This window comes from Thermobacillus sp. (assembly GCF_003390775.1).
In the GTDB taxonomy this organism is placed as follows: Bacteria; Bacillota; Bacilli; order Paenibacillales; family Paenibacillaceae; genus Thermobacillus; species Thermobacillus xylanilyticus.
The window spans coordinates 89,198-107,366 of record NZ_QEWA01000038.1; the positions used below are offsets into that span (position 1 = coordinate 89,198).

The 18,169-nt window shown below is 60.3% G+C and carries 22 protein-coding genes and 1 pseudogene; 13 read left to right on the plus strand and 10 right to left on the minus strand.

Annotated elements, in window-relative coordinates; all coding sequences use genetic code 11:
- The first annotated feature begins 223 nt into the window (after positions 1–223).
- The 6 genes from wecB to C6W55_RS10245 all read left to right on the plus strand — a co-directional run bounded on the left by wecB (position 224) and on the right by C6W55_RS10245 (position 5,259).
- On the plus strand, positions 224–1,327 hold the full coding sequence (gene wecB, locus C6W55_RS10220; protein ID WP_286892601.1) for a non-hydrolyzing UDP-N-acetylglucosamine 2-epimerase: 1,104 nt from the start codon (positions 224–226) through the stop codon (positions 1,325–1,327).
- Positions 1,317–2,300: a polysaccharide biosynthesis protein gene (locus C6W55_RS10225; protein WP_286892569.1), complete on the plus strand. Its 984-nt coding sequence runs from the start codon at positions 1,317–1,319 to the stop codon at positions 2,298–2,300. The genes wecB and C6W55_RS10225 overlap by 11 nt, the downstream gene beginning before the upstream one ends.
- Positions 2,297–3,127 carry a dTDP-4-dehydrorhamnose reductase family protein gene (locus C6W55_RS10230; RefSeq protein WP_286892570.1) on the plus strand — a complete coding sequence of 277 codons (831 nt, stop codon included), beginning with the start codon at positions 2,297–2,299 and terminating at the stop codon, positions 3,125–3,127. The genes C6W55_RS10225 and C6W55_RS10230 overlap by 4 nt, the downstream gene beginning before the upstream one ends.
- Positions 3,128–3,132: 5 nt before the next feature.
- A complete protein-coding gene (locus C6W55_RS10235) occupies positions 3,133–4,098 on the plus strand; it encodes an NAD-dependent epimerase/dehydratase family protein (RefSeq protein ID WP_286892602.1) in 966 nt (321 codons plus the stop codon).
- Positions 4,099–4,218: 120 nt separating this feature from the next.
- Positions 4,219–4,938 (plus strand): glycosyltransferase, encoded by a 720-nt coding sequence (locus C6W55_RS10240; RefSeq protein ID WP_286892571.1) that lies wholly within the window; start codon positions 4,219–4,221, stop codon positions 4,936–4,938.
- 51 nt (positions 4,939–4,989) lie between these two features.
- Complete coding sequence (locus C6W55_RS10245) at positions 4,990–5,259, plus strand: hypothetical protein (RefSeq protein WP_286892572.1); 270 nt, start codon at positions 4,990–4,992, stop codon at positions 5,257–5,259.
- Between the two features lie 632 nt (positions 5,260–5,891).
- Here C6W55_RS10245 and C6W55_RS10250 read toward each other — a convergent pair.
- From C6W55_RS10250 to C6W55_RS10260, 3 genes are all read right to left on the minus strand, one after another.
- A complete protein-coding gene (locus C6W55_RS10250; RefSeq protein WP_353682033.1) occupies positions 5,892–6,608 on the minus strand; it encodes a glycosyltransferase family 2 protein in 717 nt (238 codons plus the stop codon).
- A gap of 126 nt (positions 6,609–6,734) precedes the next feature.
- Complete coding sequence (locus tag C6W55_RS10255) at positions 6,735–7,820, minus strand: glycosyltransferase family 4 protein (protein WP_286892574.1); 1,086 nt, start codon at positions 7,818–7,820, stop codon at positions 6,735–6,737.
- 138 nt (positions 7,821–7,958) lie between these two features.
- Positions 7,959–8,966 (minus strand): ketoacyl-ACP synthase III, encoded by a 1,008-nt coding sequence (locus C6W55_RS10260; RefSeq protein ID WP_286892575.1) that lies wholly within the window; start codon positions 8,964–8,966, stop codon positions 7,959–7,961.
- Positions 8,967–9,257: 291 nt separating this feature from the next.
- Here C6W55_RS10260 and C6W55_RS10265 point away from each other — a divergent pair, with 291 nt between their 5' ends.
- Entirely contained in the window at positions 9,258–9,554 is a 297-nt protein-coding gene (locus tag C6W55_RS10265; protein ID WP_286892576.1) for a hypothetical protein, read from the plus strand.
- Between the two features lie 66 nt (positions 9,555–9,620).
- On the opposite strand, the gene C6W55_RS10270 is transcribed toward C6W55_RS10265, so the two are convergent.
- From C6W55_RS10270 to C6W55_RS10290, 5 genes are all read right to left on the minus strand, one after another.
- The gene (locus tag C6W55_RS10270; RefSeq protein ID WP_286892577.1) at positions 9,621–10,136 is read right to left on the minus strand and encodes a GNAT family N-acetyltransferase; all 516 of its coding nucleotides are present in this window, start codon (positions 10,134–10,136) and stop codon (positions 9,621–9,623) included.
- 198 nt (positions 10,137–10,334) lie between these two features.
- Positions 10,335–10,586 carry a hypothetical protein gene (locus C6W55_RS10280; RefSeq protein ID WP_286892578.1) on the minus strand — a complete coding sequence of 84 codons (252 nt, stop codon included), beginning with the start codon at positions 10,584–10,586 and terminating at the stop codon, positions 10,335–10,337.
- A gap of 146 nt (positions 10,587–10,732) precedes the next feature.
- On the minus strand, positions 10,733–11,437 hold the full coding sequence (locus C6W55_RS18125; RefSeq protein WP_353682034.1) for an MFS transporter: 705 nt from the start codon (positions 11,435–11,437) through the stop codon (positions 10,733–10,735).
- A gap of 5 nt (positions 11,438–11,442) precedes the next feature.
- Positions 11,443–11,898, minus strand: coding sequence for an MFS transporter (locus C6W55_RS18130; protein WP_353682035.1), 456 nt, complete (start codon positions 11,896–11,898; stop codon positions 11,443–11,445).
- Between the two features lie 151 nt (positions 11,899–12,049).
- Positions 12,050–12,310: a hypothetical protein gene (locus C6W55_RS10290; RefSeq protein ID WP_483316361.1), complete on the minus strand. Its 261-nt coding sequence runs from the start codon at positions 12,308–12,310 to the stop codon at positions 12,050–12,052.
- A 194-nt stretch (positions 12,311–12,504) separates the two neighbouring features.
- Here C6W55_RS10290 and C6W55_RS10295 point away from each other — a divergent pair, with 194 nt between their 5' ends.
- The gene (locus C6W55_RS10295; RefSeq protein ID WP_286892579.1) at positions 12,505–12,636 is read left to right on the plus strand and encodes a winged helix-turn-helix transcriptional regulator; all 132 of its coding nucleotides are present in this window, start codon (positions 12,505–12,507) and stop codon (positions 12,634–12,636) included.
- 25 nt (positions 12,637–12,661) lie between these two features.
- Positions 12,662–13,150 carry an NUDIX hydrolase gene (locus C6W55_RS10300; RefSeq protein WP_286892580.1) on the plus strand — a complete coding sequence of 163 codons (489 nt, stop codon included), beginning with the start codon at positions 12,662–12,664 and terminating at the stop codon, positions 13,148–13,150.
- A 62-nt stretch (positions 13,151–13,212) separates the two neighbouring features.
- Here C6W55_RS10300 and C6W55_RS10305 read toward each other — a convergent pair whose 3' ends face one another.
- Positions 13,213–14,469: an RICIN domain-containing protein gene (locus C6W55_RS10305; protein ID WP_286892581.1), complete on the minus strand. Its 1,257-nt coding sequence runs from the start codon at positions 14,467–14,469 to the stop codon at positions 13,213–13,215.
- Positions 14,470–14,768: 299 nt separating this feature from the next.
- Between C6W55_RS10305 and C6W55_RS10310 the strand changes: the two genes are divergently transcribed.
- The 4 genes from C6W55_RS10310 to ahpF all read left to right on the plus strand — a co-directional run bounded on the left by C6W55_RS10310 (position 14,769) and on the right by ahpF (position 17,600).
- Positions 14,769–14,969, plus strand: coding sequence for a hypothetical protein (locus C6W55_RS10310; protein WP_286892582.1), 201 nt, complete (start codon positions 14,769–14,771; stop codon positions 14,967–14,969).
- Positions 14,908–15,285: a GNAT family N-acetyltransferase gene (locus tag C6W55_RS10315; protein ID WP_286892583.1), complete on the plus strand. Its 378-nt coding sequence runs from the start codon at positions 14,908–14,910 to the stop codon at positions 15,283–15,285. Before C6W55_RS10310 ends, C6W55_RS10315 begins: the two co-directional genes overlap by 62 nt.
- Before the next feature lie 205 nt (positions 15,286–15,490).
- Positions 15,491–16,054, plus strand: a complete 564-nt coding sequence (ahpC, locus tag C6W55_RS10320) for an alkyl hydroperoxide reductase subunit C (RefSeq protein WP_015254102.1) — start codon at positions 15,491–15,493, stop codon at positions 16,052–16,054.
- A 16-nt stretch (positions 16,055–16,070) separates the two neighbouring features.
- Positions 16,071–17,600, plus strand: a complete 1,530-nt coding sequence (gene ahpF / locus C6W55_RS10325; RefSeq protein ID WP_286892584.1) for an alkyl hydroperoxide reductase subunit F — start codon at positions 16,071–16,073, stop codon at positions 17,598–17,600.
- A gap of 132 nt (positions 17,601–17,732) precedes the next feature.
- On the opposite strand, the pseudogene C6W55_RS18135 reads toward ahpF, so the two are convergent.
- Positions 17,733–18,167 (minus strand): annotated as a pseudogene (locus C6W55_RS18135) (ADP-dependent glucokinase/phosphofructokinase); the annotation flags it as partial.
- Positions 18,168–18,169: the final 2 nt, after the last annotated feature.

Below are 18,169 nucleotides of genomic sequence, written 5' to 3' on the forward strand. Positions count from 1 at the left end.
GTTAAACGGCGGAATTGCGCAGATCCTGCATTCGCTGGGGACAAACAACGGCATGACGTGCCGTTAATCAGCAAGTTCGTGCCGTGTAGACGGGCAATAACGGCACCGGATGCCGTTAATAGGAAAACGGCTTGCGTATTCTGCGTACTTCGCAGCATTTCGGAACCTGAACACCCTTGTTCGGCAGCTTCGGTTGATCCTTGTAGGAAGGCAGGTGGGCGAATTGCGCGTCGCGACGATTCTCGGCACGCGGCCGGAAATTATCCGGCTCAGCCTGATCATCGAAAAGCTGGACCGGCTGGCGGATCGGCATGTGCTCGTGCATACGGGACAAAATTTCGATCCGCGGCTCAGCGATATTTTTTTCACGGAACTCGGGGTGCGGAAGCCGGACTACGCGCTGCCTGCCGCGGCGGACGATTATTCCGTCGGCGGGCAGCTCGGCAAGATGTTCCGCGAGACGGGCCGCATTCTGGCGCAGGAGAAGCCGGATGTCGTCCTCGTGCTCGGCGATACGAACAGCGCGCTGTGCGCGGTGCTGGCCGAGCGGATGGGCATTCCGGTCGTGCACATGGAGGCGGGCAACCGCTGCTACGATCTGAAGGTGCCGGAGGAGAAAAACCGGCGGGTCATCGACGCGGTGTCGACGATCAACATGCCGTACACGCCGTACAGCAAGCAGAATCTGCTGCGCGAGGGATTCCCGAGCGAACGGATCGTCATCTCGGGCAACCCGATCCGCGAGGTCATTCTCCATCAGGAAGACCGCATCCGGGCGAGCGATGTGCTCGACCGGCTGGCCCTCACGCCTGGCGAATACATCATCGTGACGGCGCACCGGGCGGAAAACGTCGACGTGCCCGAGCGGCTCGCCTCGATCGTGGAAGGGCTGAACCGGACGGCGGAACGGACGGGCAAGCGGCTCATCTGCAGCGTGCACCCGCGCACCCGCCACCGGATCGAGTCCGGCGGGGCGGCGATTCAGCGCCATCCGCTGGTCGAGTTCCATGAGCCGTTCGGGTTCTTCGACTTCGCAAGGCTTGAGCAGTCGGCGTTCTGCGCGATCACGGACAGCGGCACGGTGCAGGAGGAATGCTGCCTGTTCCATGTGCCGACGGTGACGATCCGGGACACGACGGAGCGGCCGGAGACGGTGGACTGCGGCAGCAATGTCGTGTGCGGCGTGGCGGCGGAACGGATTGCGGAAGCCGTCACGGCGATGACGTCGCTGCCGGCCCGCTGGAAGGTGCCGGAAGGATACGATGCGGACAATGTGTCGGATATCGTGGTCAAATTTTTGCTGGGAGGGAAATGGGGTGTTCACTAATGCACGCATCCTCGTGACGGGCGGCACCGGTTCGTGGGGACACGAGCTGGTGCGCCAGCTGCTTCCCCAGGACCCGGCGGAAATCATCGTCTTCTCCCGCAGCGAAGCGGCGCAGGTGGCGATGAGCCGCGAGTTTGAGGACCGGCGCCTGACGTTCCGCATCGGCGATATCCGGGATCGGGAAGCGCTGGTTGCCGCCTGCGCCGGCGTCGATTACGTGTTCCACCTGGCCGCGCTGAAGCATGTGCCGGTCTGCGAGGAGCAGCCGTACGAGGCGCTCAAGACGAACGTGCTCGGCACGCAGCATGTCATCGAGGCAGCGATCGCGAACAAGGTGAGGCGGGTCATCTACATTTCCACCGACAAGGCGGCGAATCCGTCGAATTTCTACGGCATGACGAAGGCGATCGGCGAAAAGCTGATCGTGTACGCGAATCTGCTGCGCAGCGGCACGACATTTGTCTGCGTCCGGGGCGGCAACGTGCTCGGCACGAACGGCAGCGTCATTCATCTGTTCCGGCAGCAGATCATGGAGAAGCAGGAGGTCCGGATTACGGATCGGCGCATGACGCGGTTCTTCCTGACGCTGGAGGATGCGATCCGGCTGCTGTTCAAGGCGTCGGCGGAAAGCGTCGGGGGTGAAATTTTCGTCATGATGATGCCGACCTGCCGGATCGTCGATCTGGCGGAAGTGATGATGGAGTCGCTCGGTCGGCGGGTGCCGATCGTGGAGACGGGCATCCGTCCGGGCGAGAAAATCCACGAGATTCTGCTCACCGAATTCGAGAGCCAGAGCACGGCCGTCTATGACCGGGAGTATCTGGTCATCCTGCCGCCGCTCCCGATTCCGGGGCTTGCGGAGCGGTATGCGGGTCATCCGCGGGTGGCCTTCCAAAGTTTCAGTTCTGCCGATTCGCTCATGACGAAGGACGAGATTCGCGCGATGCTGATCCGGGGAGGGTTCCTCTCATGAAAGTGCTTGTCATCGGCGGCAACGGCATGGCCGGGCACATGATGGTCCGGTATTTCCGGAAGACGGGCGCTGATGTGTGGTACACGGTGCGGAGGCTTTCCGGAGGAATCGGGGAGCTAAAGCTCGATGCGACGGACCTCGACGCCGCCGCGGAGACGATCGGGCGGGTCTGTCCCCATCTTGTGATCAATTGCGTCGGGGTGCTCAATCAGGATGCGGAGCGCCGGCCGAAAGAAGCGTATCTCGTGAACGGGCTGCTGCCGCACTGGCTGGCGCGGGCGGCGGAGGCGGTGGGCGGCCGGCTCATCCACATCAGTTCGGATTGCGTTTTCCTTGGCGATCGGGGCGGGTACCGGGAGTCCGACCGGCCGGACGGGGTGTCGGCGTACGCGCGGACGAAGGCGCTCGGCGAGGTGCACGATCCGCGGCATCTGACGATCCGCACGTCGATCATCGGGCCGGAGATCCGCCCGGATGGGATCGGACTGCTGCGCTGGTTCCTGCAGCAGAAAGGGACGGTGAACGGCTATGCCCGGGTGCTGTGGAACGGTGTCACGACGCTTGAACTGGCGCGGGCGGTGGAATATGCCGCCGGCCGTCCGGAGATCGGCGGACTCGTGCATCTGACGGCGCCGCGCATCGTCAGCAAGCTGGAACTGCTCGGCATGTTCCGCGAGGCGTTCGGCTGGGACGATGTGACGATCCGGCCTTCGGATGAGCCGCGCATCGACCGGACGCTGGTCCGGGAGCGGACGGACTTCGATTATATGCCGCCCGATTATCCGGAGATGCTGGCGGAGCTGGCCGACTGGATGCGGGAAGGGTGACCGGCATGGTCGGCATCCGGCTGCTCGTGACGGGCGCGGGCGGCTTCTGCGGCCTGCACGCCTGCCGGTATTTCGCCAGGCAGGGGTTCGATGTGGTCGGCGTGCTTCGGACGACGGACGATCCGCGCGCGGTGGTGCTGCGGCGTGTGGGGGCCGCGGTGGAAGGATGCGAGCTGACGGATCGGCATGAGGTTGAGCGCTTGATCGCCCGGGTCCGGCCGGACTGGATCCTGCACCTGGCGGGCTTGAGTTCCGCCGGACCGTCCTGGCGCGAGCCGGCGAAGTATATGGAAGCCAACGTGATGGCAGCCGTCTATCTGCTCGAGGCGGCGCGGCGGGAGAAGGGCAGGGACTTTCGGTTCGCGGCCGCCGGCTCGATGCTGCGCTTCGACTGGCCGGCCGCCGGCGGGGCGCCCCGGCCTCCCCACCCGTACAGTCTGAGCAAGACACTGCTGACCGCGGTCGTCCGCAGCTGGCATCATCTGTACGGGACGGCGGCGGTCGTCGCCGAGCCGGCCAATCTGATCGGCCCCGGATCGTCCATGGGGCTGCCGGCGCTGATCGCCGCGCATATCCGCGCGCTGCGGCGGGCCCGGCTGGTCGGCGCGCCGGACCCGGCGCCGTTCCGGCTGAGCAGCCTGGTGGAGCGGCGCGATTACGTCGATGTCCGGGACGCGGTGAAGGCGTATGCGCTGCTGCTCGAGCGCGGCGAGCCCGGCGGCGTCTATCCGATCGCGTCGGGCCGGCAGCGGACGCTTGGCGAAGTGGCGGCGGCGTACGAGAGGGCGGCGGGTTTTCGCGTCGAATGGTCGGTCGGCGATTCGGATGCGCCGTCGCCGCGGCCCGCCGATCCGTCGGCTTTGAATGCGCTCGGCTGGCGGCCGGAGATTCCGTTTGCGCTGTCGGTGGCGGATACGCTGGACGATGATGCCGGAAGCGTCGCCTGGTTCATGCGGCCGGGGGGAAATTGATTTGGCTTCCGGCGATGGATCGGGTCTGAAGAGATGGAGCGGGCAGCCTGCGGCATGGATGACCATTCGGTATGTATGCGGTTGTCCAGAATGTCGGCGTTTGCGCAGGGGGTGCTGTGAATGGCTGACGCGACGATCGTGATTCCTTTTTACAATGATCCGTATGTCGAGGAGGCGGTGGAGAGCGCGCTGGCGCAGACGCATCCGTCGGTCGAAGTCATCGTCGTCGACGACGGATCGACGGTGCATGCCGATCGGCTTGCGCCTTATCTGGACCGGATTCATTACATCGGCAAAGCGAACGGCGGCACGGCCAGCGCGCTCAATGCGGGTTTCCGGCTCGCCTCCGGCCGTTACGTCGCGTGGCTCAGCTCGGACGACCGGTTCCGTCCGGAGAAGATCGCCCGCCAGATGGCGGCGATGGAGGCGGCGGGCGCGTGGATCGGCCATACGGCGTTCGCGGTCATCGACGGTGAGGGGCGCGTGACGAATCCGCATGTGTCGCTGGCGGGAGACCGGCCGGATTTGTTTTATCGGGCTTTCGTGAACGGCAATCCGGTGAACGGCTGCACGGTCATGATGCGCAAGGAGCTGTTCGAGCCGCTGGGCGGATTCGACGAGGGGCTGCTGTACACGCATGATCTCGATTTCTGGTATCGGGCGATGTTGGCGGGGGTCCCTTTTCACTATATCGGAGAGCCGCTGACGGAGTACCGCATACACGACGCCATGGGCACGGTGCGCCACCGGGAGGCGATCCGGGCGGAGGTGGCGGAGACGTTCGCGCGGTATGCGGGGCGGTGGAGCGCTTTTCTGCGGCAGCTCGGGATTGCGGTGTAGGTTGGCGGCGGGATTGCGGCGATCTGCCATACACTTCAAGCAGGAAATGGCATGCTTGAAGTGTATTTTTTTATCAAAGCATCGAGAAGGGAAAGAAAGCATGAGACTTGGTTGAGCAGCACGATTACCGTTGCGGTCATCGAAGACAAATTTGTTGAAAAAGAGAAAAAGTACATTCATATCCGAACAGAAGGCGGGCAACGGACAAAAGTCGAAGTTTCCGAAATCGCATGGCCTCTTGTTGAAGTTGGCTCGGAATATAGCGCGAGGCCAAGCTGCCCCGTAGCTAGCAGGCAACTTAGGGCGAAATCCGTGGGTTGAAGCCCTGCGAAAAGCATGCCAGAAGCATGTGAAGCAACTCCGCAGGCCGTAACATGAAGTGAATCCTGCCGCATCGTCAATTTTAACCCGAAAGGGACAAGAGGGTGCCGAGCGCCGAGAGGAAGCGCGAAGGCCATGGAACGTGTGAAGAACTTGGAGCAGCACGGAAGAACCCTCCGGTGTATGGGGATCGGCATGTGGAGACCGTGATGTCTGGAACCAGGGAGAGCCCTCCCCCACACGGCGAAACACGCCGTAAAGAGCGAACCTATAAGCCCTGCAAGGTGAAGTGGCAAGCTGTGGGAAGGGAGTGAAGATCGACTGGTACCTCATCAAGAGGCTCATGATCTTCTGCCGGAAGAAGTACAAGAAGTGGTCGCTGAGACGATCCCGCTTCTACGAGATCCTGAGGGATGCCAGACTGCGATCCGCAACCACGTGGCGAAGTACGTATTGCGCAAGGTGAAGAACGCCGGAAAGCCGTATGCGGGAAAACCGCACGTACGGTTTGATGAGGAGGGGCTGGTCCCCCAGCCCTTTACTCTACAAATCGGAATCAGCCTCCGTTGCACCCGCCAATGAGCGGGACAGCCGGAGGCTTTCTCGTGTTCACGCAGCGCATCCAGACCCGCTCAACCCGGCATAGCGTTCACGCGGTGTTCGAGCAGCCAGCGGTAGCGGTTTTGCACCATTTGCACTTCGGCCTGGATGGCGGGGAAGTGGAGCATCGTGCCCATGCCGGCGTGGCGGCGGTAGATCGTGAGCGGTTCGTTGATGAAGTGAAAGTCGATGCCGGAGAGCAGCGCGCGGATCCACAGGTCGTAGTCGTGGGTGTAGGGCAGCGATTCGTTGAACCAGCCGAGCTCGGCGACAAGCGTCTTCTTCATCATGACCGTGCAGCCGTTGACGGGGCAGAAGGTCAGGAACGCGGCGGCGAACTGCTTGGCCGTCGGGAATACGGCGGCTCCGTTGTGCTGGACGATCCCGCCGCTCTCGTTCATGACGTGGAAGTTGGTGTGGCAAATGCGCGCGCCGGTCTGGTGCATATGCATGACCTGACGCTCGATCTTCGTCGGCACGAACCGGTCGTCGGAGCTGAGCCAGGCGACGTACTGGCCGGACGCCATCCGGATGCCGTGGTTGAGCGCGCTGGCGGTACCGCCGTTCGCTTTGCCCAGGTAGTGGATGTGGCGCCGGTACGGGTCGAGCAGATGCTGACAGGCGGTCGAGCCGTCGTCGACGACGATCACTTCGGTGTACGGGTATGTCTGGCTCAAGGCGCTCTCGACCGCCTGCGCGATATACGGGTCGTTATGAAAAGGAATGATGATCGATACGGTCGGTCCCATGCGCTTCATTCTCGCCTCGATTCCATGGTGATCTCTCCTACACGATACGGCGCCGTCACCCGGCCGGTCACGACACCTGTCTTCGTACGGGAGCGGTTCCCCGCAGGTTCAGCCGGCTGCCGCTTGTCAGCCAGGAGGCCGGATGCCGAGCGCGACGAGCACATTGTGAAAATCGGAGGCGTACCGCGCGGCGGAGAAGTTCTCCTGCACGTAGTTCTCGCCCTGCAGCCGGATGGCGGTGCGCAAGGCGCTGTCCTCGATGAGCGAAATCGCCTCCTGCACGCCGCTGTTTAAGTCAGGCGGGATCAATTTGCCCGTGATGTTGTGCATGATCGTGTTGCGCACGCCGTCGGAGTCGGTCGAGAGCACCGGACAGCGGCAGGCGGCTGCTTCGGCGACGGCGTACCCGAATCCCTCGACATGCGAGGTCGAGACGAGCAGACCGCCGGAGTCGCCGATGGCCGAGTAGTAATACGGCATATGATCATGCGGGATGTTGGGGAAAAGCCGCAGTCTGTCCTGCAGTCCGAGCGTATGGGCGGTCGCTTCGAAGGCGGCCCGCTGCCACGGTTCGCTGATGTTCGGATCTTCGAACATCCACAGTTGCAGGAGCGGATAACGCTGCGCCAGCGCCGCGCCGAGTTCCAGGAAAAGCTGCCAGTTCTTGTTCGGCTCGATGCGTCCGACCCAGGCGAGAATCGGCGCGTTCGTCGGATTGAGCCACGGGGCGGGCCGGTAATGGAAAAGGGTTTTGTCAACGATGTTCTGCAGGAAGAACCGCGGAAAGTCCGGGAACACGCCGTTGATCAGCTCCAGCATGTGCGAGGACGGCTGGGCGAGGACGGCGTTGCCGTACATCCGGACGAAGAAGGAAGCGGCATGCAGGGTGCCGACGGCGGCTTCTCGGCTGCCGTAGCCCTGGGCGTCGTACAGGATCGGGCCGCCGTAGCCAAGGCCGCGCAGCCGCTGCAGCATGAGATGGTCGCAGACGGTGACGATGGCGTCGTAGCGATAGGTGTTCAGAATGTTGACGATGTCGACGTCGTAATTCGTGATGAAGAGCGGAATGTCGCGGATGTTCTGCCGCCCGGCGCCGTCGTGCAGGTAGAGCAGATGCCCTTCGATGCCGATCTGGCGAAGCGCGATGCAGCGCGTCCGGTTCAGCGTCTCGACGCCTCCGCTCGGAACGAAGTAGGTGAAAAGAATTCTCATGGCATGCAGTCAGCCCGCTTTCGCATAGGGTGTTGAACCGTTCGGTTCATCCTATGCGGACAGGAACCGCCCCGCAAGGGACGAGTGTTTAGCGGGCGGGGAATTGGACTGCGTGCATCGAACTGGCGTTGCGCGGCGTTACGTCAATGTCCACTTGAGCAAAAGCCCCGCCTGCGTCAGCCCGCCGCCGAAGCCATGGAGGAGCAGCGTGTCGCCGCGCATGAGCCGGCCGTCCCGGACCGAGAGATCGAGGGCGAGCGGGATGGTGGCGGCCGACGTGTTGCCGAACCGTTCGGCGCTCGTCAGCGTCCGCTCGTACGGAATGCCGATCCGCTCGCAGATGGCGGCGATCATCCGCAGATTCGCGCTGTGCGGCACGAACCAGTCGATCTGCTCCGGTGACATGCCGCAGGTGTCGAGCGTCGTCCGCACCGCCTCCGGGACATGCTCGACGGCCCAGCGGTAAACTTCGGGTCCGTTCTGGATCAGCTTGCCGTTTCGGGTGATCGGCGTACCGCGAAGTTCGGAAGCAAGGGACGACAGGTACACGTGATGGCCGATGCGGCCGTCCGTCGATGCGCCGCCGGCCAGGAATGCCGGAGGTTCGCCATCAGGCTGCGCTTCGACGAGGACGGCGCCCGCGCCGTCGCCGAACAGGATGCAGGTCGTGCGGTCGGTGTAATCCGTCACCTTGGACAACGTATCGGCGGCGATGACGAGCACTTTGCGGTACAGGCCGGACAGAATCAGGCCGTTCGCCATCTGCAGCCCGGAAACGAATCCGGCGCAGGCGGCTTGCAGATCGACGGCCGCGGCCGTCCGGATGCCCAGTTCGGCCTGCACGAGGGCGGAGACGCTCGGAAAAACGGCGTCGGGTGTCGAGGTGGCGGTCAGGATGCAATCGACGTCGTCGATCGGTTTATTCCAGCGGGCGGCGAGATTCCGGACGGCTGCCGCCGCGAGATGGCTTGCATATTCGCTTTCCGAGGCGATGCGCCGTTCGCGGATGCCGGTGCGTCTTGTAATCCACTCGTCGCTCGTATCCACCATTTGCTCCAGATCGGCGTTCGTCAACACCCGTTCGGGCACGCAGGTTCCAATGGCGGTGATGGCGGCGTTAGAACGAATGCGGGAAGCATGGTACATGGCCGGCACTTCCTTTCGTATCTTTTCAGGAGTGTATGGAAGAGGAACTGTCATCTGATATTAGTACCTGGTACTAATACTAGGCATAATATTTTGGAGTGTCAAGCGAGACCCAATAGCAAAAAGAAGGAATAATAATTTTTGGTGTTATGATCTTGGTTGTATCAAGCAGGGGAGGGCAAGCCGCCGGTGCGCATCGATTAGCGGCTTGGAGAGGCGATTGCCGTCCGCCATGAAGCCCGGTATCCCGGCTCATTTTTTGGTATAATGGCAGCGAATGGAGCGTGAAGCATGATGCCGTATGCATTGAAGAACAAGGAAACCTCCGAATTGTTCTCCTGCGCGCTGGAGAACATCTACGGGATCCCTTACCATGGCGTGAAGCTCTGGGAAGACCGGGAGGCCGCCGAAGCGGACGCCCCTTCCTTCCTCGTGGAGAGGGGCGTTGACGACCCGTGGCGGTGGGAAGTCGTGAGCCTGGACGAGCACCAGGCGAAGCTCTGCAACGTGAAGCTGAACAACGACCCGAAGCGGCGCGTTTTTTTGACGGATGATGGCAGGATTGAAGCTCAACAGGGCACGACCTGAAACGCCGAAAACCGTTCGATCACCGAATCGCGGAACGCCGCAGCGGCCTGCGTGAAGCAGCGGTCCCTAGTCGATCATCAACCGCATCTCATAATCGCTCCACCGTTCGCCGTTTGAAGCTTGGCATACCTTTTCGTTCCTGGTGCAGATCCGAAGCTTCTCGTAGCATTTGATGGCGGGCAGGTTGAAGTCGAAGACCCGAAGGGATAACTGCCGCAATTGAAACTGCTGGACGGCCTTGTCGATCAATTTCCGAAGCGCCGCGGTGCCCACGCCTTTGTTCCGCAAGTGCTCCTGAATCCAAAAACGTTCCACGACGGCTGTTCTCGCTGTCCGGTCGATGCGGCACAACTGAATCATGCCTGCCGCTTCGCCAGTCAACTCATCCATGATCTTGTATACGAATGTTCTCGAAGTCTCATGGTTTATCCCTTCACTGTAATGATTCAATAATTGCTCGACGGTCAGGGGATAAGTAAACGTCGGCCCGGCCCATTGAAGCAACAGATCCGGCGATTCCCGGCCAAACCATTCGACAATCATACTGAAATCGTCTTCGGACATGCATTCCAATTGAACCATTTGGCACCTCCCCTGCAAGATTCGCTTTTGATCCAGGCTGTCGCTGGCGACGAGTCGTACGATGATACCAATACGCGCGAAACCGCGTCAGAACCGCTTAACAAAACGGTGGCCCGTCACCTGGAAGCCGTAGTCCTTATAGAACTTGTGCGCTTCCTCTTCACGGCCGAAACCGCTCACCAGCCACAGGCCGATGCATTATAAAAATCCGAATACGGCGAATCCGGCAATCGCTTTGATGATGCGGAGCCCTCCCTTTCGGGACGGTCGTACCAAGCGGAGGACGCCGGCATAGAGCAGCAGATACAATACGATGAACGCGAGAAAAAAGAACGATTCGAAATGCTGGCGCGGGGCCGCCCATATTGCCGCGCCGACCGCGATGACAAAAGATAAGCATGCATATCCCGCAAAGGCGAGCGCCGCCATTACATACTTCAACGTCTTCACCGTGTGCAATCCTCGCAATCGTATGGCGCAATCGGTGCGTCAGTGAAATGAATCAACAATACCTACCTATTATTACCATGACCAGGCATATCCGGTTTCAACTTTTTTCCACGATAGGCAAGGCGGCGCAATCGATTCTCATGCCATCATGAGGTTGCAAGCTTCCCCGCCTTGGCAATGCGCAGCGACATCAGGGCGGCGAAGAGGCAGATAAACCCGGCTACGACAAACGGGACGTTGTATGTGCCGAACCAGTCTCTTGCGGCACCGGCTGCGTAGGCCGCCGCGGCGGCGCCGACTTGATGCGCAACGACGACCCAGCCGAAAATCATGCCCGCCCGTTCCTTTCCGAATTCCTGGATCGACAGTTTGACCGTGGGAGGCACCGTGGCCAGCCAATCGAGGCCGTAGAACACCGAGAACACCATCATCGTCGCCGGACCGGCGCTGAGCGCATGGGGCAGGAATATGAGCGACAGCCCTCTCTGGCCGTAGTACCAGAACAGCAGCTTGCGGCTGTCGAACCGGTCGGACAGCCACCCCGACAATGTGGTGCCGATCAGGTCGAAAATCCTCATGAACGCGAGCAGGCCTGCCGCCACCACTTCCGTAATGCCGTAATTGCCGCATGCCGGGATCAGGTGCGTGGTGATCAGACCCTGGGTGGAGACGCCGCAGAAGAAGAACGTACCCGACAGGAGCCAGAACGTGGAATTCCGCGAGGCCTCTTTGAGCACTTGCAGCGGGGTCAGAAAAATCCGACCGCTGAACTCGGCGGGTTTGGACACCTGATCCGAGCCGTACGGCGCCGCGCCGATATCGTACGGATGGTTCCGCATCCCGACCGCCACGACGATCAGGACAAGCAGAACGGCGGCCGCGGCGACAAGGACGGCATGGCGCCAACCCTCGGCGAGGTGATGTTCGCCAGCATGGGCAGAAAGATCAGTTGTCCGCTCGCCGCACTGGCGGTCAGAATGCCGACGACGAGTCCCCGGCGCTCCTTAAACCAATTGCCCGCGACCGTGACGCCGAGCACGTTCGCCATCATTCCGGTAGCCAGCCCGGACAGAAGTCCCCACAACAGTTCGAACTGCCACAGCGTCTGCATGAGCGGTGTCAGGGCAAGGCTGGCCGCGAGCAGGGACAATGAAATCACGGTAACGCGCCGGATGCCGTATTTCTGCAGCAGAGAAGCGGCGAACGGCCCCATCATGCCGTACAGAAAAATCCCGACGGACATTACGCTGGAAATCGCGCTCCGACTCCATTGGAATTCATCCGCGAGGGGCAGCATCAGAATTCCCGGCATGGAGCGAACTCCGGCAGACACCACCATCGTTGCAAAAGTTACCGCCACGACTATCCATCCGTAGTGCCATTTGAGCTTTCCGGTTGCATGCACAGCAGGTTCCTCCCATTCGTTAGTTGTACATACAAAATAGAAAATGAGACAGCGGTGTTCAGTTCTGCTCCAGGGTTTTGCTAGTTCTCAAGACGGCTTTCGTAATAGCCGCGGCAGTCTCTGGGCCCAGAATGGCGTCGAGCCGGGCGTGCAGATTGTGCGATGCCCGGAGAATGGATTCTTCCATCGCTATCGCCTTGCCGGTCGGGTACACCTGTACGGTCTTCCCGAGCACCCGGCGTTTTACCAATTTCCGCGTTTCCAGCTTGTCGACGAACCGGGTCAGCGTGGAGGGAGCGACGGACAGCTTCTCGGCCAATTCTTTCTGGGAGATGCCGGGTTTTGTGTGGTTGGATAATTCGGAGCGGCGGCCGACGCCAAATTCCCGGCCACCATGACCGCAAGAAGCCAGATAGTCAGCGGTTTAGAAAGCCCCGCAGCCAAATGCAATAACGCACATTAATGTGCTATAGTAACAATTATGGAACGATCGAGCATGATCGGGGCCTGGGCATGCTGGCCGAAAAGAAGAGGCAGTTCACGGAAATCAAACGCGAGCTTCCGGAGATTACGCAACGGATCTTGACCTTGCAGCTGCGTGAGTTGGAGGCTGACGGCATCATCAGCCGGACTTTGGTCACATGACAGCTCCAAAAGAGGAGGGTCGGCGGTGCGTTTTCCAACCCATATCGTATCGGCGGGCGGCTTCGTGGAGGACGGAAACGGCAATCTTCTGCTCGTCAAAGTCAAGGATGAAGGGTGGGTGATTCCCGGCGGCATAACGGAAGTCGGGGAGAATCTGATCGACGGCCTGATTCGCGAAATCAAGGAAGAAAGCGGAATTGACGCCGAGGTTGGCCATCTGGTCAATGTCGTGTCCAATACGGGGATTCACAAATGGTACGACGGTGTGACGGATGTCCCGACCAAGGTCGGGTTTGATTTTGTCTGCCGGGCCGTCGGCGGACAATTGGCCGCATCCGACGAGACGAGCGAGTGCAGATGGGTGCCCCGGGATCAGGTGCTGGATTACATTGCGGTGCCTTATCTCCGCACGCGTTATGAGAGTTATCTGAACTACAGCGGCTTCGTGAATTACATTGAATATACGACGCCCGCGCATATGGAGTGCATCGTCAAACTGCAGCGAACGATATAGCGGAACAGCAAAGCAGGAGGCAGCGTCCGACCGTCGCCGGATCGGCGCTGCCCCTTCCAATGTCAGTAGAGCCGGACCAGTTGCCACTTCTGGGCGCCGGTGCCGTTGTCCGTCCAGATCTGGACGTTCGTGCCGTCAGCCGTGCCGGCCGAGGCGACATCGAGCGCCTTGCCGCTGTTCGGATTGATCAGCTTGTACGTGCCGTCCGGGTTTTTGACGATGTTCCACTTCTGGGCGGCGTGCCCCGTGTCTGTCCACACCTGCACGTTCGTGCCGTCCGCTGTTCCGGCCCCCGCGACGTCGAGCGCCAAGGCGCTGTTGGTGTTAATTAACTTGTATGTGCCGTCCGCGTTTCGATAGATCGTCCAGCGCTGCGCGCCGGTGCCGTTGTCCGTCCAGATTTGCACGTTCGTGCCGGGCGTGGTGCCGGCTCCCGCGACATCAAGCGCCTTGCCGCTGTTCACGTTGATCAGCTTGTAGGTGCCGCCGGAGACGATCTCGTCCGAGGGATTCGAGCCGCCGACATCCTGATAGACGCGGACGTAGTCGACGTACATCTTCGCCGGAAACGGCGTCGACGCGTTCGGCGGTCCCGGCCAGTTGCCGCCCACCGCCATGTTCAGCAGGATGAAATGCGGCTTGTGGAACTCCTCCGTCGAGTTGATGTTGTTCTGGATGTTGGCTTCCCAGAATTGGACGCCGTCCACGAACCATTTGATGTAGCTCGGTGTCCACTCGATGGAGTAAACGTGATACTGCGTCACATCGAACGTAAAGCTGGAGCCGCCGTAGGAGGCGTGTCCGCCCGCATCCCAGTGCATGTAGCCGTGCGTTACGTCTTCGTTATTGACGTGCTCCATGATGTCGATCTCGCCGCTTCTCGGCCAGCCGACCGTCGCAATGTCTTCGCCCAATGTCCAGAACGCCGGCCACAGCCCCTGCCCTTTCGGCAGTTTGATCCGAGCTTCGATCCGGCCGTATTTGAAGTTGACTTTGCCCTGTGTCTTGAGCCGCGCCGAGGTATAGTTCATGCCGCCGTACGATTCCCGGCGGGCTTCGATGACCAGGTTGCCGTTCTCGATCCGTGCGTTCTCCGGCCGGCTGGTATAGTATTGCAACTCGTTGTTGCCCCAGCCGTTGCTGCCGGTGCCGATCTCGAAGGTCCAGTAATTGGTGTTGATCGAAGGTCCGTTGAATTCGTCGCTCCAGACGAGCTGGTAGGCCGCTTCCGCTTTCGGGACGGGAAGCAGCATCGCCATGAGCGCCGTCATCAAGAGCAGCACAAGCCATTTTTCCCGCTGCCTTGCGAGAATCATCATCGTCAATGACCTCCTTTTTGATCAAGAATGTGGATCCGTGGAGTTTCGACCTTTGCATGCCTCCTTCAACGCCGTTGCTTGAGAAAAAGCCAACCCGATACGACAACTTTGCTACCGGACCGGAACCGACATCACCTCCTTCGCCATATTCGAAGACAGCATCAACCGAAGGATAAAACAGAAAAAATCGGAAAATTCTGTCTTCTACTTTAATTTTGGAAACTACCAACCTTAAAATAAAGGCACAAAATTATGGATTGATGGACAAGATTATGGATTTTCGCAAGGAGGCGAGGCCCATGGAAGCTCCGATCGTTCGCAAAGCCGCGGCGGAAGACGAACCGTTCCTGCGGGAAATGCTGTATCACTCCCTGTTCGTTCCGGAAGGCGAAAAACCGTTCAGCCGCACGATTCTGCAGGATCCGGCCGTCTCGAAATATGAAATATATAGAGGGATGGGGGCGAACCGGGGATATCGGCTATATCGCGCTGATCCGTGATGTGCCGGTCGGTTCGGCGACGGCCAGATTTTTCAGCAGGAAGAATCCGGGGTACGGCTTCATTGACGAGTCGATTCCCGAACTTGGGATGGCCGTCTTGCCGGAGTATCGCGGGCGGGGAATCGGAACCTTGCTGCTGAGGACGTTGATGCAATCGCTAACCGATCGGGGGATCGGCGCCGTATCGCTCAGTGTGGACGTCCGAAATCCTGCCGAAAGACTCTATGAGCGGTTCGGTTTTTATGAAGTCGGCACAACGGGCCGCTCCATGACGATGCGGGCCGATCTGACAGACGAGGGTGCAAATCATGAATAATCTGCGGAAATAGCGGCCACAATGGAATAATGAGGCATTGACGTGCGGCTCCCACTGGCTGCGGCTGGCGCTGCTGGAACGCCACACCAGGAAATGTTGTCAATTTTGTTACAAAAAAAATTTCGATTTGACACTTCTTTTGACTTAGTTTAAATAAATAAATAGACTAAAAAACTACTCTCAAGAAACAGGAGGAGAGAGACCTATGCCATTGGTTGGTAGCAAAGTGCTGCCGTTCAAGGCGCAAGCCTATCAGAACGGCAAGTTTCTCGAAGTGACGGATGCGGATTTTCAAGGCAAATGGAGCGTTGTCTGCTTCTATCCGGCGGACTTCACGTTCGTATGCCCGACTGAGCTGGAGGACCTGCAAAACCATTACGCCGAGCTGAAGAAGCTGGGCGTGGAAGTTTATTCCGTCTCCACGGATACGCATTTCGTGCACAAAGCATGGCATGACACCTCGGAAGCCATTGGCAAGGTCGAATACATCATGATCGGCGACCCGTCCCATGAAATCTCCCGCAACTTCCAGGTGCTGGACGAAACGACGGGCCTGGCGCAGCGCGGCACGTTCATCATCGACCCGGACGGCGTCATTCAGGCTGTCGAGATCAACGCCGACGGCATCGGCCGCGACGCCAGCACGCTGGTTCGCAAGATCAAGGCGGCGCAATATGTCCGGAACCATCCGGGCGAAGTCTGCCCGGCGAAGTGGGAAGAAGGCGGCCAGACGTTGAAGCCGAGCCTCGACCTGGTAGGCAAAATCTGAGGAGACGCCACAGATCATGAAACTGGACGCAGACATTCGAGAACAACTGCAGCAGTATCTTCAGCTTCTTGAAGGCGACGTTGTGATCAAGGTCAGCGCCGGTTCGGATAGCGTATCGAGAGACATGCTGGACTTGCTGGACGAGCTGACCGGCATGTCTTCTCGTATTACGGTCGAACGGGCGGAGCTGGCCCGCACGCCGAGCTTCAGCGTCAATCGTCCGGGCGAGGATACCGGCATCGTATTCGCCGGCGTTCCGCTCGGCCATGAATTCACTTCGCTCGTCCTGGCGCTGCTGCAAGTGAGCGGGCGCCCGCCGAAAGTTGACGATGAAGTGATCGAACGGATCAAGTCCATCAAGGGCGAGTACCGTTTCGAGACGTATGTCAGCCTGTCCTGCCACAACTGTCCGGACGTCGTGCAGGCGCTCAACGTCATGAGCGTGCTGAATCCCGGCATCTCCCACACGATGATCGACGGCGCCGCTTATAAGGAAGAAGTCGAGCGCAAGGAAGTCATGGCCGTGCCGACCGTCTACCTGAACGGCGAGTTCTTCGAGAGCGGCCGGATGACGCTCGACGATATTCTGAACAAGCTCGGCGTATCCGCCGACGCGGCGGCCTTCGCGAACAAGGAGCCGTTCGACGTCCTGGTCATCGGGGGCGGTCCGGCGGGTTCGAGCGCCGCGATCTACGCCGCGCGCAAAGGGATCCGCACCGGCATCGTCGCCGACCGTTTCGGCGGCCAGGTGAACGACACGCTGGGCATCGAAAATCTGATCAGCGTGAAGCATACGGAGGGCCCGCAGCTCGCCGTTGCGCTTGAAGAGCATGTGAAGGAATACCCGGTTGACATCATGAAGTCGGTTCGGGCGGAGAAGCTCGAGAAGAAAGATCTCATCGAGGTCACCTTGAACAACGGCGCCGTGCTGAAGAGCAAGACGGTCATCATCGCGACGGGCGCGCGCTGGCGCAATCTGAACGTGCCGGGCGAGGAGGAGTTCAAGAACAAGGGCGTGGCGTATTGCCCGCACTGCGACGGTCCGCTGTTCGCCGGCAAGCAGGTGGCGGTCGTCGGCGGCGGCAACTCCGGCGTCGAGGCAGCCATCGATCTGGCCGGCATTGCGGCGCATGTGACGCTGTTCGAGTTCATGCCCGAACTGAAGGCGGACCAGGTGCTGCAGGACCGGCTGTACAGCCTGCCGAACGTGACGGTGCACAAGAACGCGCAGGTCAAGGAAATCACCGGCAGCAGCAAGATGGAAGGCATAACGTACATCGACCGCGCCACCGGCGAAGAGCATCACCTCGCGATGGACGGGGTGTTCGTCCAGATCGGACTCGTGCCGAACACCGAGTGGCTGGAAGGCGTGCTCGAGCGCACGCGGATGGGCGAGATCGTCGTCGACAGCCGCGGCGCGACGGCCATCCCCGGCGTATTCGCCGCGGGGGACTGCACGAACAGCGCTTACAAACAAATCATCATCTCCATGGGATCGGGCGCAACCGCGGCGCTCAGCGCCTTCGACTACCTGATCCGCAACTGACCGCTCCGGCGGCTCGCCAACCCGAAGGTCCGGCATTCCGAATGCCGGGCCCTTTTGTTTACGAACGCCCGCATACATCGAATAATCCTTCGTATGCACGATGATGCCGTTTTTGACGTTGAAGAGGTTCTTGAGGAAGAAGACGCCCTCGACGCAGGAGAGGATGTCCCCGATGTCGACCGGGCGGTTGTACATGCCCAGCGTGAGGGCCAGCTCTTCTTCGTTCATGCAGACGATGTCCACTTCGGGGTATAGCGTTTCGATGCACAGTTTCCGGATATCGAGGCTGTGGTAATGGGCATCTTCGAAAAATATGACGCCGGCCGGGTTGTTTTTCTTGTACGCCCTGACGTGCCGTTTGACCGCGTCGAGCCGTTCCCGCAGCACCCGTTCGTCCTTGATGCAATTGAAGCTGGACAGCACGTTGCTGCTGATGGATTTGGCGTGCCTTACAATGTAGTCAAAATAAGGTTGCGAGAAGGGCACGAATTCGTTGACGGTGACCTTGGTAACGATCAACCGGTTGGACGCCGGGATTTCGACGGTCTGGTCGCGGGAACGGATGATGT